Below are 13,031 nucleotides of genomic sequence, written 5' to 3'. Positions count from 1 at the left end.
AAATAACCTCTGTTATGGCATTGCCGCCAGTACATCAAAACAAGCGCACAGCGTGTGGTAATCACACTTGGCACCAGCGCTGCTTTTTTCATTGGAGTACTTGCGGTTATCCCGCGTCAGTACGCGAAACCAGGCGCCGTATTGATGGTCAACAAAATGCTGCCAGCTGTAGCTCCATAACTGCTCATAGGCTTGCAGATACTTAGGTTCTTCTTTTTGCTGATAGAGCAAAGCTGCAGCGGCAAAACTCTCGGCTTGCACCCAAAAATACTTGTCGTCATCACACCAATTGCCTTGGGGGTCGTAGCCATAAATCAGACCGCCATGCTCTGAGTCCCATGCCGTGGCAAAAGCACGATCAAACAGGCTACTGGCTTTTTCGACCAAAGCTGCGTCAGGCGAAAAACGGTGAATAAGCAGCAGTAATTTGCTCCACTCGGTCTGATGACCAGGTTGAAAACCCCAGGGGCGATACAAGTTTTTAGGATCGGCTTTGTTGTAATCCCAGTCTGGCTGGAACTGAACGTCGTAATGCTCCCACACCAGACCGTCGGTCAAACCGGCCTGCCGTACTGTAATGTTGTAGGCAATCTGCTTGGCTTTCTCCAAATAACGCTGCTCGCCTGTGGCGTCATAAGCAGCAATCATGGCTTCGCATAAATGCATATTGGCGTTCTGGCCCCGATACGAACTCATGACACCCTCAGCACTGATTTCATCGGCATAAAGGCCAAACTCGTCCTGCCAGAAACGCTGCTGCAGCAGCTCATAGGTTTCACTCATTTTTGCAGCTCTGTCCGCCACGCCAGCTTTATGTACAGCAGCATAAGCCAACAACACAAAGGCATAACCATAAGCTTGCTGCGTCATATCCAGCGGCTGATGATCCTGTAAAGTCCAGGCGTAAGAACGGGTTTGAGCCTGCCAGTGCACGTTTTCGAGATACTTCAGGCCATGTAATGCATAGTCCATATAGCCTGGCTCTTTCAGTACCTGGCTGGCGCGGGCGTAGTTGACAATCAGCCGGGTGCTGCTGACCAATTGGCGAAAACCCGGATTAAACAGCGTGCCGTTATCCAGATAGTTATGGAAAAACCCGCCTGTCGGGTCTATTACTCGTGCATCGTAAAACGCCAGAATGTCGCGACAATGCGATAGCAGAAAATCTCTGCTGTAGGGCTTTGTTAAAGCCTGAATAACCTGTTGTTGCATCGTTAAATCCTTATTCTTCTGTAACCCTTGCTGACGCCACATCAGCCAGCACAGGCAGAGCCGGAAAAGCGCCAGGCCTTGTGACTGCATGAGCACCACACCGGGCGGCAAAATTTAATGTGTGTTGGAGTGCAGGATCGGACTGACAAAAACTGTCCAAATCATTGAGCTGACAAAGCTGATATAACAAACCACCACTAAAAGCGTCACCGCCACAAGTGGTATCCACCACCTGTACTTGCGGCACAGGCAATACTCCCTGCGCATAACGGCTGAAGTACTGCAGTGGTTTATCGTCATGGGTAATCACCACCAGCTGCGCTTTATCGCTCAGCAGTTGCTGCACATAAGCCGGAATGTCCATGCTGGTGTCGTTTAATAAATAAAGGATCTCGTCCAAAGAGAACTTCAGAATATCGACTTGTGCGACAAAACGGCGCACCAATCCGGTATTGGCCTGGCCTTCAAACCATAAGTTATGGCGTAAATTGACATCAAAGCTTAACCAAAGCCCCCGACTTTTAGCCTGACGCATCAATTCAGCTGTTACTTCAGCTATGGCAGGTTCTACCAGCGTATTGCTGCAAAAATGCAGCACTTTGCCACCCTCAAATAGTTGCGGGGTTATTTGCGCCTTGCTGAACAACAAATCGGCCGAGGCATCACGATAAAAGGAAAAACTACGCTCGCCCTTGTCATCATGTGCGACAAAAGCCAAAGCGGTTTTGGCTGTGGCATGTTGCGCCAAAGCACTGGTGTCGACGCCATAATGCTGTAACGCAGTTTTAAGGAAATCGCCAAACAGGTCCCGGCCAACCTGACCAACAAAACTGGCGTTGCCACCTAATTTGGCGACAGCTACTGCCGCATTGGCCGGAGCTCCACCTGGATACTGGCCGAACTGGGGCAACTGTAAACCATCAGAAAACAGGCTCTGGCCACTGATAAAGTCGATCAGCGCTTCACCAAAACAAATCACTTTGCTCATACAGAACTCCCACTCTGTGTTTGCTGTGGCCGTAAACCCAGTTGCAGCAGCCGCAGTTTTAGTTGTGGCCAGACAGAGTCCGGCAAAATAGCACCCTGATGCTGCACCACTAAACTCGCTGCGCTATGAGCTATTTGTACTGCTGACTCTGCAGTTAAGCCCTGCTGCAGCGCTGCAATCAAGGCTCCGCTGAAGGCATCACCAGCTCCCGTGGCATCCAGCATCTGTTCGCTGAACTTCAGGCTGAACTGTTTAATAGTGCCGGCTTCAAGCCAAAACACCTGCTGTTGCGCTGTCAGGCAAACCACAGGTGCAGGTCCGGACACAGGGAGTTCGCTTTGTAATAGCTCGAGCGCCTGAGTCAGGCTGTCGCACTCCCAAATACTCTGACAATCCTCCAGACTTGGCAGGAAATAATCACAGTGCAGCAAAGCTGCCTGATAGCTTGCTAGCTTGCTGGTTCGGTCCTGCCATAAAGCAGCCCGAAAATTAGTATCAAAATAAACCCGGCCACCACGGTTTCGCAGTTGCTGTAGAAACAGCAGCCAGCGCGACAACACCCCATCGCTCATTAACGACAACGTAATACCGCTCCAGTAGATATCTGTGCAATGGCTGATGGCCTGCAGTAACTGCTCAAATAACAGTCCGGATTGAAAAGCTTGTCGCGCCGCGGATTGCTGACGCCAATAACTGAAACTACGCTCGCCATCGGCACTATTGCTAATGCAATAAAGCCCCGGTTGCTGCGCCTTTAAGGTCAGTACAGCACTGATTGTTAAGCCGTGCTGCTGCATAGCACTGCGGATGTCAGTGCTGAAGTTGTCATCCCCCAAAGCCGTGGCATAACAGACTTGCGCACCCAATTGGCTGAGCATCACTGCTGTGTTGTAGGTATCTCCGGCCACACCGGTTTTCAATAAACCGGCTCCGGCTGGAGCCAGTTCAATCATTACTTCGCCCAGTACAGCAATCATAAACAGCACCGCTGTGGCGGGAATAAGGTTGAACAGCCCACGCTGATTACCAGTTAAACATGGTGCCGTCTTCTAACCGGTTTACCGGCAGATAAGCACGTTGATAAGGGTATTTGGCGGCCAAAGCTTCATCAATATCCACACCATGACCTGGTGTTTCACCAATTTTCAGATAGCCATTATCAAAGTGATAGTCATGCGGGAACACAGCATCGGTTTCCGGTGTATGACGCATATATTCCTGAATACCAAAGTTGGGCACCCAGGTGTCAAAGTGCAGCGCAGCGCCCATAGTCACAGGGCTTAAATCGGTCGCGCCATGGAAACCAGTGCGAACATGATACAGCTCAGCCAGATGAGCAATACGACGTAAATGCGTGATACCGCCTCCGTGGACTATGGTGGTGCGGATATAGTCAATCAGCTGTTCGCTGATCAGTTGCTGGCAGTCATGAATAGAAGAAAACACTTCGCCAACAGCAATAGGAGTGGTGGTATGGTGACGGAATAAACGGAAACCTTCCTGCAGTTCAGCAGGTACGGCATCTTCCAGCCAGAATAATTTGTAGGGCTCTAACGACTTACCCAGTTGCGCAGCTTCAATAGGTGTTAAGCGATGATGGGTGTCGTGTAATAAGTGATGCTCAAAACCATAAGTGTCGCGCAGAGTTTCAAACAGTTTAGGCACAGAGTTTAAATACTTGCTGGTCGACCAAAGGTTTTCAGTCGGCAGGTTGCCATCCGCTGGTTCGTAATACATTTTATCGCCGGATACACCATAAGTACTGGCAAGGCCAGGCACACCGGTTTGAGCCCGGATCGCTTTGTAGCCCATATCGATATAACGACCTACTTCAGCCACTGTTTCTTCGATATCACGGCCATTGGCATGACCATAGACCATCACACCATCGCGGCTCCGACCACCCAACAGCTGATACAACGGCATATTGGCGGCTTTGGCTTTAATGTCCCACAGCGCCACGTCTATGGCGGCAATAGCTGTCATACCTACAGGGCCACGACGCCAGTAAGCACCACGATAAAAAAACTGCCAGATATCTTCTATACGACTGGCATCACGGCCAATCAGGCAAGGGATCAGGTGATCCTGCAAATAACTGGCAACTGCCAGTTCACGGCCATTAAGAGTCGCATCCCCTATGCCATACAGGCCCTGATCTGTGGTGATTTTAATAGTGACAAAGTTCCTGCCCGGGCAGGTCACAATAACTTTTGCATCAATAATTTTCATAACTTTTATAATTTTCCTCTGAGTGACTGCCAGCTACAGCTATCCAAAACAACAAACTCAACAACAGGTTTGTCTACTACGCTTGAATTGTGCCGGTCGACAGATTAAATTGGTCAGGCCTATTGATTAACACTAACATTTGGCCTGTCCAATTTGCAATATTAAATATTTGGTCAGTCCAAAATAAATTTGAAGCCAAGATGACACAAACAACAGACTCTCCACTGCAGCTCAGTACAGAACGCAGTCAGGCCAATAGCCCACGGCTATATTTATTGATCGCCGACAAGCTGGCGCAAAACATAGCCAAAGGCGACCTCAATCCTGGTGATCGGCTGCCGGCAGAACGCGATTTAGCGCAGCACTACGACGTCAGCCGCCAAACAGTGCGTGAAGCATTAATAGCGCTGGAAGTGTCAGGACTGGTTGAAATTAAGCCGGGATCAGGGGTTTATGTACTGAAATCAGCCGCATTAAAAAGCTCCATTTTGGCTGATGACGCCCCAGGCCCGCTGGAGATAATGGAAGCCCGATTATTGATAGAAGGTGATGCAGCGGCTTTAGCTGCAGAGCGCATCAGTAATGAAGAGTTGTTAAAACTCAAAGCTTATTTAAACCAGATGACGGCTTTAGTTGCAGCACAAAAAACCTCTGAAGCCGAAGCTTTTGATGGCAAATTTCATCAGTTAATTGCCAGCGCCACCCGCAATAGCGCTTTGCAATCTATGGTGGAATGGTTATGGACTTTGCGTGAGTCATCGGAAATCAGCCGGTTATTTGCCGAAAAAATCCGCCGTCAGGTTGCAGGCCCTAATATTCAGGCGCATGAAAAAATTTATCAATGCTTAAGCCGCCGCGACGCAACGGGCGCCAGAGCCGCAATGCAGGAGCATATAGCTCAAGTCACTGAAGCTTATATTTTGTTGATTGCGGACTAGATAGCACGATCTGTGGACAAGCCAGTGTTGCAATTGGCCTGTCCAATTTGTTATACATAGGGCATCTTGCAGCGACTTTTAGTAAGGCATCTGATGACAGCCCTCTTTTCTCACCAGCCTCCGGCCCTTCTACCTAAGTTTTTTTTCACAACGAAGGCACACAGCAAACCCACAAAGTTTCGCTCTGCGCTGCTGGCGCTGGTTTTGTGTTGTGGTGTTGCGCCAATGACTGAAGCTGCAAGCAGAGAGCCTGTTGATTTGGTGTATCCCTACCTTGATAGTGCCAACAGCCGCTGGTTTTTCTTCAGTTCAGCCGCCCGCCCTTTTGGTATGGTTAGCCTGTTTCCGGATACCGATCTTGAAGGCGAATGGGGCAGCGGCTACCGTTATCACTCCAAACAAATCAAAGGCTTTAACCATATTCATGAGTGGCAGCTGGCGGGTTTATCTGTCATGCCACTGTCTTCCAACCAAAAGCTGGAGCAGTTAAAAACCGATTACTATTCAGACTTTTCCCATAATGGCGAAGTAGTTCAACCCGGCTTTCATCAGTTAAAGCTGGACCGTTACCAAATAGAAGTAGCCTTAACCTCCACCTCCAGAGTTGGTTTTCATCAATACACCTATGCAGCCAATCAGCCCCAACAGGTGCTGTTTCAGTTAGGTGGTTTGATGGGGCCATCCCGCCTTGGCCATGCTCAAGCGCAGTTGCAAGGCCAAAATGCAGTGGCAGGCTATATCACCAATCAAGGCACAGAGCGGCGCACCAAGCCGGTGAAAGTGTATTTTTATGCCCGTTTTAACCAGAAGGTGCAACAGCTGGATGCCTGGCGTGGCAAGATGCTGTTTCATAATGTCAGCGGTATTGATGGCGATGATGCTGGTTTAGTGGTCACTCTGGCAGGCAGCAGCAACCCTACATTGCTGAAAGTGGGTATTTCTTATGTATCGGTCGACAACGCTAAACTCAATGCCGACACCGAACTGCCACACTGGGATTTTGCCAAAGTTCGACAAGAAGCAAAGCAAGAATGGAATAACGCTTTAAGTCGCATCAACATCAGCGGCGGCACAGAGCAGCAACAGCGCCGTTTCTATACAGATTTGTGGCATTCACTGCAAGGCCGGAGAGCCATCTCTGACGTCAATGGAGAATACTCCGACTTATCTGGCACTGAAGCTGTAGTCCGGCAGTTACCGCTGGATGCCAGCGGCAAACCCAAATTTAACCATCACAATTCAGATTCATTCTGGGGCGCACAGTGGACTATCGCCACTTTATGGCCTCTGGCTTATCCACAAATTGCAGCCGACATGGGCAACAGCCTGTTGCAGTATGCCAAAGATGGTGGCTTTATTCCGCGTGGCCCGTCCGGTGGACAGGATACGCTGGTGATGACAGGCGCACCTACGACGCCATTTTTAGTCTCGAACTATCAAAAAGGCTTGTACAACAATCAGCAGGATTTTGATGTGAAGGCCGCTTACAAGGCAATGCAGCACAACCATAGCCAGGATGGCGTCATGGCCCGCGCTGGTTACGAGCATTACAGCAGCACAGGCGGAGGTATGCAGTATTATCTGCAGCGGGGTTACATTCCCTACCCTTTGCCAGAAACTGAAAGTAATTATGGCAGCCACAGACGTGGCTCAGGCCAGACGCTGGAATATTCCTTTCAGGATCACGCGCTGGCACAACTGGCGACGGCTTTAGGCTTTACTGAAGATGCGAAACTTTACAGCAAAAGAGCGCAGAATTATCGCAACCAGTTCGATAGCCAGACGGGATATATGCGGCCCCGCAACCTTGATGGCAGCTGGCAGACACCTTTTGACCCTCACGAGTACGAAAATGGTTTTGTTGAAGCCAATCCGGCTCAGGCCACCTGGTTTGTGCCTCATGACATCATAGGCCTGACGGAGCTGATGGGAGGTAAAGACAGGTTGATCACAAGATTAGATAACGACTTTAAAACAGCGCAAAAACAGGGTTTTACCTCAGGCACAGCTCATGCTCAGGAAACTCACGAAGAATACCGCCGCAGCCCTATTAACTATGGCAATCAGCCCAGTATGCAAACCGCCTTTATTTTCAGTGCGGCCGGAGCGCCCTGGCTGACACAGTATTGGTCCAGACAAATAGTCGATACTGTCTACAGTGACTTATCGCCGGACCGTGGCTACAACGGCGATGAAGATCAGGGCCTGATGGGGAGTTTGTCGGTGTTGATGAAAATAGGCCTGTTTCAGCTGTCCGGTGGTGTCGAAGCCGACCCTGTTTATCAGCTCGGTAGCCCACTGTTTGATGAAGTTCGCATCCAACTGGACCCGGCTTTTTATCCCGGCAAAGAGTTTAAGATTAAAACTCTGAATAACGGCAAAAACCGGCCTTATATCAGCGAGATCCGCTTAAATGGCAAGGTGCTTCAACGCAGCTATTTGTACCATAGCGAAATTATTAAAGGTGGTGAGCTGGTGCTGCAGATGTCTGACCAACCCAATAAAAGCCTGACGCAATGAGCTCAATGAACCCGGTAAAGCTTTGCCTTTTGTTTGACAGTGACGGCACGCTAGTCGACAGCGAAGGCTTATGTAATCAAGCCTTAGCTCAGATTTTTGCCGAATATGGCGTCACGCTTTCGGTACCAGATCTGATCCGGGATTACCGGGGTGGCCAGCTGTCGGATATATTCGACACACTGGCAAAGCTACATGGGGTTCGTTTAAGCCATGATACCGAGCCGCGTTACCGTGCTCTGGTGCGGCAATTGTTTCAGGCCGAACTCAAAGCTGTGGCAGGTATAAACTCAGCCCTGCAATTTTGTCAGCAGCAAGGTTGGCCCATGGCAGTGGTCAGCAATGGCCCCCGCTTTAAAGTGCAGCAGGCGCTGGAACTTTGTGACCTTACTGAATTTTTTAACGATCGCATCTTCAGCGCGTACGATATTCAACGTTTTAAGCCAGACCCTGCATTATATCTGCACGCCGCAGCCAGCCTTGGCGCAACACCAGAGCATTGTGTAGTGATAGAAGACAGCCTGCCCGGCGTGTTGGCAGGCCTGGTCGCAGGTATGCACACTTTGTTTTATAACATCCATGGCGAAACCAGCCCATCCGCTTCGGTGATAGAATTTAATGATATGAAATCTCTTCCCAAGCTTTTATCAAAGCTTTGTTTTCGGCTAAACCCGAACTAAAACAAACCAGAGATAAAAAAAGGGCCAGAGTGCCCAACAAGCAATCTGGCCAAGGTCCATCCAGAGAACGAGATCAGCCCGCCAAATGCATAGCGGCAGAATTTGGTAACAGCCGCACACCAGCGTCGTTAAACAGATAACAGTGACTGCAATCAAAGCGCACCGCCACTTTGCTATTCACTTGTAAATCACAGTCACCTTCAAGGCGTAGCACCAACACGTCACGAGCGGCATTACACAAGTGAATAAAACTTTCTACGCCAAGGCGCTCTACCACATCCACAGTCCAGCTGTGTTCGCTATTGTTTTCACTGCCACTGCGCGGCTGCAGCAGTTCCAGCTTAAGATGCTCAGGCCGAACCCCAAGCTGTAAATTAACACCGTCACAGTAACCACAATCGAGTTGTAGCTTCTGACCCGACTGCAGCGTAAAGACATCGGCCTGTAAATTGCCGCGCAGCAAATTCATTTTTGGCACACCAATAAACTGCGCGACAAAAGTATTTTCCGGGTCACGGTACAGGTCCATCGGTTTGCCCATCTGAGCGACATGGCCGTTGTTCAGTACTATGATTTTTTGCGCCATCGTCATGGCTTCCACCTGATCGTGCGTGACATAAACTATGGTGGAACCAAATTCGCGGTGTAATCGCATTAGCTCGGTACGCATCTGCACCCGTAATTTAGCGTCCAGATTCGACAACGGCTCATCAAATAAAATCACTTTAGGCCGTTTTACTATGGCACGGCCTATAGCCACACGTTGGCGCTGACCACCGGATAAAGCAGCAGGTTTGCGCTCCAGTAAATGTTCCAGCTCCAGCATTTTGGCAGCTTCCTGCACCCGACGATTGATTTCCGCCTTGTCCGTTTTTTTCAGCGCCAGCGCAAAACCAATGTTTTCCGCTACCGTCATATGCGGATACAAAGCATAAGACTGAAACACCATGGCTATTTCACGCTGATCCGGTGAGACGTTATTCATCAGCTTGCCGCCAATTTTTAGCTCACCACTGCTGATATCTTCTAAACCTGCAATCATGCGCAACAAGGTGGATTTACCGCAGCCTGAAGGGCCAACGATCACAGCAAATTCGCCTTCGTTAATGGTGACATCTATGCCCTTCACCACTTCTGTGCCCATGTAATTCTTTTTAATATTAATCAGTTCAATCTGTGACATAACAAAATCCTCTTATCCTTTCACGCCGCCGGAGAAAGTTTGTGTCAGAAACTTTCGGGCGAAGGCAAATGCAATGACGGCGGGCAAGGTGTAAATCACAGCCAGTGCCGTTAAGAAACCATAATCAATGGCGTCGACACGCAAGAAAGCGCGGAACATGCCCAGTGGCAAGGTTTGTAACTCAGGTGATGAGGTGAACATCAGTGGCATTAAAAAATCACCCCAGGCGTTAATAAATGCAAATAAACCAGCGGCAGCAAAACCTGGCAAGGCCAGCGGTATTAACACATGACGCACGGTTTGCCACTGACTGGCACCATCCAGCGCTGCGGCTTCTTCATAGTCTTTTGGAATAGCGTCAAAAAAGGTTTTCATAATCCAAATCGCCAGCGGTAACTGCATAGCGGTTTGGATCAAAATAAGGCCAAGGTAACCATCGACAAAAGAAAAGATCCGACTTAACACCAGCTGTTGAGCCACATCAGAGGTCAGGCTGTTGATCACACCATTAATCCAGTCGTTTAAAAACAGCATCACTTTGTATACAGGGACGATCAAAGCTGGCGGCGGTACTATCCGCACCAGAATAATGGCGTACAACAAAGGCCGTTTCCACCAGGCCTGAGTGCGCGATAAAGCGTAACCGCCAAAACCGGCCAAAATTAAGGTCAGAAAAGTGGCAGTGCCAACAATACCTACTGAGTTTAATACCCAACGTACCCCACTTTCATTGGCCAACAGGTTCCAGAAATGATTAACGGTAATGCCATCAGGAATTTGCAAAAACTGGCTGGCTTTGGGGTCAAAAGCCGCCAGCACCACCCAAAAAAATGGCATCAGGCAAAACAAAGAAATAAGCACAAGCGTTAAATAGGCGCGGCGCTGTGAAGAATGATGCGTCATGATGGTTTCCTCATTGGCCGGTCTGACTAAAGTTACCATCTCAGACCTCCACCTTCAGTGCTTTGACATAGATAATTCCCAGCACCATAGAAACCACCAGACTAATCACAGCCACTGCTGCACCATAGCCCAGCTGAAATGCTGTAAACGACTGATTGTAAATATAAATACCCAATATCTCAGTGCTGTTTGCCGGGCCACCACGACTTAAGGTGTAAACCAGACCAAAAATAGCAAAGGTGGTCACAGTTGAAATAAACATATAAAGAAAGATGGTAGGCATCATCATAGGCACAGTAATACGCCAGAAAATTTGCGTATCTGTAGCGCCATCCACCCGGGCTGCTTCGTAAATATCTTTCGGAATAGAAGCCAGGCCTGAGGTCAGTAAGATCATCGCAAAAGCTATACCCCGCCAGGTGTTGACGATAATGATCGACATTAACGGAAAGGTGTATAACCACTGCTGTGGCTCGACACCAAACCAGGCCACCAGACGGTTTAGCGTGCCATATTCACCACTGGCAAACATAGAAATCCATAAAAAGCCCACCACCATTTCCGGCACCGCATTTGGCAGACAAATAATGGCGTTAAAAATCGATTTGTATTTCACCGGCCGCTGCAGCATTAAAGCCGATGCAAAACCCAATACAAACTGGCCAATCACTGCAGAACCTATGACAAAAATCAGCGTCACTTTCAGTGAGTTCCAAAACAGTGGATCGCTAAACAAGCGGCTGAAATTACGTAAACCAACAAAAGAAGATTCCTGCGCCGCAAAGCCCAATAAGGCGTCGTCAGTTAAGCTTAAGGAAAAAGCATAAAAAGCAGGGAATACAATAAAAGCCGCCATCAGCAACAAAGCCGGTGTCATCATAATGCGATAACCGAACTGCCTTCTGGCTTCGTACGTCATATTAAACATCAATTCTTCTCCACGTCAGCGGGTAAAGCGGCAGGCAAAGGCAGGGTTTTGGCAAGTTGTTGCTCCACCATCTCAGCGCCCAGCACATTCACTACATAATCATGCAGTTGCTGCTGTGCCTGCACCGCATTAGCACGGCCTGTCAGTACAGCTTCAGACGCCTGAGCCACACCAGCCATCATGGCGTTCGAACCTACCGTAGTGCGCAGTGCACGGCTTTCAGTCAAAAGCGCATGGTCCTGCATTAAGCTGCCTAAGGCGATAAAGTCAGGATGCTCTTTCGCATCCAGCCGCGCTGGCACATTACCCAGCTTCACCGCATAGGCTAGCGCTACATCCACTTCACCTAAAGCCAGCACTAGTTGACGGGCAAGCTGTTGCTGCCGTGATTTAGCATTAACAGCCCAGGCATAAACCACTGAAGCCAACGCAAAAGGCTCACCGCCATCGGCACTGGGGAATTTCCAGGTTTGGACTGAAGTATCGACATTCGCAATAGGATTGCGGCTGCCAGGGCCCCAGTCGAATACTTTGCACCAGCTGCCACAGGTGGTGATCAATAACTCACCTTTGGGAAACATTTCGTATTTTGGGATCACCCAGGGTTCTGGGTTAAGCAGCGGATTCACCGGTGTCAGTTGTTCCTGCACCAGCGTCTGGTAAAAGCCAAAAGCCTGATGCACCGCATCATCATTCAACTGATACTGATTGCCAGCACTTAACAGCTGATAATCCTGAAAACTAGCGAGTAAATAACGAAAACCTTCGGTATAAGAGCCCATACCCCAGGTTAAACCTGCAGGGATCATCAGCGGGAACTGGCCCATCTGCTGCTTAATCAGGCGGCTGCGGTTGAGCAAATCCTGCCAGTCTTTTGGCTGTTCAGTACTGATGCCAGCTGCAGTTAACAAATCATGGCGGTAATAGAGTTGCTCCACAGCCACAATAGAAGGCACCACATACACCTGTTCGTCAAAACTGGCGCGGGTTAAGGTTTTAACTAAAGCTGGCAGTTGCTGATACCCCGACCAGGCTTCGACATCAGCCGTCAGATTAGCCAGATAACCAGCAGCGGCCAAATCGTCCACCTGCAAATCCCGTGGCACAGTAAAAACGTCCGGTGCATTACCAGCTCGTAGTTCTGTCACCAGCTTGGTGAAGTAATCCTGTGGTGGTGCCGGATATTCGACAATTTTTAAGCGTACCCCAAGCTCAGCTTCCAGCTTGGGCTGCATTTGATACAAAGCTTGCAGGCGCGCTGTCCTGTGCTCTGCGATGACTAATGTGGGTCGTGTTTGCTGTGGGTCTAAATCTGATGGCAGCTCCCCGCTCCACCAAATTGCAGCAACGACCGCCGCCGCTGCGATAGGCAGCGACACCAGCGTTAATTTTGTCCAGCTCATTTGTCCAGCTCTTCTTATTTGATCGCACTTTTAGTGCTTGTGCCTTG

General features: G+C 49.3%; 11 protein-coding genes. 3 read left to right on the top strand and 8 right to left on the bottom strand.

Going from position 1 to position 13,031, the window contains the following annotated elements:
- Nucleotides 1-12: 12 nt before the first annotated feature.
- Genes EK374_RS09640 through manD form a run of 4 tightly spaced genes read right to left on the bottom strand, consistent with a single transcriptional unit; the run spans nt 13 to nt 4,432 of the window.
- On the bottom strand, nt 13-1,212 hold the full coding sequence (locus EK374_RS09640) for an AGE family epimerase/isomerase (protein ID WP_127022541.1): 1,200 nt from the start codon (nt 1,210-1,212) through the stop codon (nt 13-15).
- A gap of 10 nt (nt 1,213-1,222) precedes the next feature.
- A complete protein-coding gene (locus EK374_RS09635; RefSeq protein ID WP_127022538.1) occupies nt 1,223-2,200 on the bottom strand; it encodes a carbohydrate kinase family protein in 978 nt (325 codons plus the stop codon).
- The gene (locus EK374_RS09630) at nt 2,197-3,177 is read right to left on the bottom strand and encodes a sugar kinase (RefSeq protein ID WP_127022535.1); all 981 of its coding nucleotides are present in this window, start codon (nt 3,175-3,177) and stop codon (nt 2,197-2,199) included. The genes EK374_RS09635 and EK374_RS09630 overlap by 4 nt, the downstream gene beginning before the upstream one ends.
- Before the next feature lie 46 nt (nt 3,178-3,223).
- Nucleotides 3,224-4,432 (bottom strand): D-mannonate dehydratase ManD, encoded by a 1,209-nt coding sequence (gene manD, locus EK374_RS09625; RefSeq protein ID WP_127022532.1) that lies wholly within the window; start codon nt 4,430-4,432, stop codon nt 3,224-3,226.
- 200 nt (nt 4,433-4,632) lie between these two features.
- Here manD and EK374_RS09620 point away from each other — a divergent pair, with 200 nt between their 5' ends.
- The 3 genes from EK374_RS09620 to EK374_RS09610 all read left to right on the top strand — a co-directional run bounded on the left by EK374_RS09620 (nt 4,633) and on the right by EK374_RS09610 (nt 8,567).
- A complete protein-coding gene (locus tag EK374_RS09620; protein ID WP_127022529.1) occupies nt 4,633-5,370 on the top strand; it encodes a FadR/GntR family transcriptional regulator in 738 nt (245 codons plus the stop codon).
- A 93-nt stretch (nt 5,371-5,463) separates the two neighbouring features.
- Nucleotides 5,464-7,890 (top strand): GH92 family glycosyl hydrolase, encoded by a 2,427-nt coding sequence (locus tag EK374_RS09615; RefSeq protein WP_127022527.1) that lies wholly within the window; start codon nt 5,464-5,466, stop codon nt 7,888-7,890.
- Nucleotides 7,891-7,895: 5 nt separating this feature from the next.
- Nucleotides 7,896-8,567 carry an HAD-IA family hydrolase gene (locus EK374_RS09610; protein ID WP_164731854.1) on the top strand — a complete coding sequence of 224 codons (672 nt, stop codon included), beginning with the start codon at nt 7,896-7,898 and terminating at the stop codon, nt 8,565-8,567.
- A 73-nt stretch (nt 8,568-8,640) separates the two neighbouring features.
- On the opposite strand, the gene EK374_RS09605 is transcribed toward EK374_RS09610, so the two are convergent.
- From EK374_RS09605 to EK374_RS09590, 4 genes are read right to left on the bottom strand one after another with little or no spacing between them, the layout of a single operon-like run.
- The gene (locus tag EK374_RS09605) at nt 8,641-9,750 is read right to left on the bottom strand and encodes an ABC transporter ATP-binding protein (protein WP_127022521.1); all 1,110 of its coding nucleotides are present in this window, start codon (nt 9,748-9,750) and stop codon (nt 8,641-8,643) included.
- 12 nt (nt 9,751-9,762) lie between these two features.
- Nucleotides 9,763-10,692: a carbohydrate ABC transporter permease gene (locus EK374_RS09600; protein WP_206099325.1), complete on the bottom strand. Its 930-nt coding sequence runs from the start codon at nt 10,690-10,692 to the stop codon at nt 9,763-9,765.
- Nucleotide 10,693: 1 nt separating this feature from the next.
- Nucleotides 10,694-11,581: a carbohydrate ABC transporter permease gene (locus EK374_RS09595; protein WP_127022518.1), complete on the bottom strand. Its 888-nt coding sequence runs from the start codon at nt 11,579-11,581 to the stop codon at nt 10,694-10,696.
- On the bottom strand, nt 11,581-12,984 hold the full coding sequence (locus EK374_RS09590) for an ABC transporter substrate-binding protein (protein WP_127022515.1): 1,404 nt from the start codon (nt 12,982-12,984) through the stop codon (nt 11,581-11,583). The genes EK374_RS09595 and EK374_RS09590 overlap by 1 nt, the downstream gene beginning before the upstream one ends.
- Between the last annotated feature and the right edge of the window lie 47 nt (nt 12,985-13,031).

The sequence above is a fragment of the Rheinheimera mangrovi genome (genome assembly GCF_003990335.1).
In the GTDB taxonomy this organism is placed as follows: Bacteria; Pseudomonadota; Gammaproteobacteria; order Enterobacterales; family Alteromonadaceae; genus Pararheinheimera; species Pararheinheimera mangrovi.
This window is presented reverse-complemented; position numbering and strand designations above follow the sequence as displayed.

Bases quoted from the DNA above. Each gene is read 5' to 3' on its own strand.
- EK374_RS09640 (WP_127022541.1), bottom strand. From the start codon at position 1,212: ATGCAACAACAGGTTATTCAGGCTTTAACAAAGCCCTACAGCAGAGAT.
- EK374_RS09635 (WP_127022538.1), bottom strand. From the start codon at position 2,200: ATGAGCAAAGTGATTTGTTTTGGTGAAGCGCTGATCGACTTTATCAGT.
- EK374_RS09630 (WP_127022535.1), bottom strand. From the start codon at position 3,177: ATGATTGCTGTACTGGGCGAAGTAATGATTGAACTGGCTCCAGCCGGA.
- manD (WP_127022532.1), bottom strand. From the start codon at position 4,432: ATGAAAATTATTGATGCAAAAGTTATTGTGACCTGCCCGGGCAGGAAC.
- EK374_RS09620 (WP_127022529.1), top strand. From the start codon at position 4,633: ATGACACAAACAACAGACTCTCCACTGCAGCTCAGTACAGAACGCAGT.
- EK374_RS09615 (WP_127022527.1), top strand. From the start codon at position 5,464: ATGACAGCCCTCTTTTCTCACCAGCCTCCGGCCCTTCTACCTAAGTTT.
- EK374_RS09610 (WP_164731854.1), top strand. From the start codon at position 7,896: ATGAACCCGGTAAAGCTTTGCCTTTTGTTTGACAGTGACGGCACGCTA.
- EK374_RS09605 (WP_127022521.1), bottom strand. From the start codon at position 9,750: ATGTCACAGATTGAACTGATTAATATTAAAAAGAATTACATGGGCACA.
- EK374_RS09600 (WP_206099325.1), bottom strand. From the start codon at position 10,692: ATGGTAACTTTAGTCAGACCGGCCAATGAGGAAACCATCATGACGCAT.
- EK374_RS09595 (WP_127022518.1), bottom strand. From the start codon at position 11,581: ATGTTTAATATGACGTACGAAGCCAGAAGGCAGTTCGGTTATCGCATT.
- EK374_RS09590 (WP_127022515.1), bottom strand. From the start codon at position 12,984: ATGAGCTGGACAAAATTAACGCTGGTGTCGCTGCCTATCGCAGCGGCG.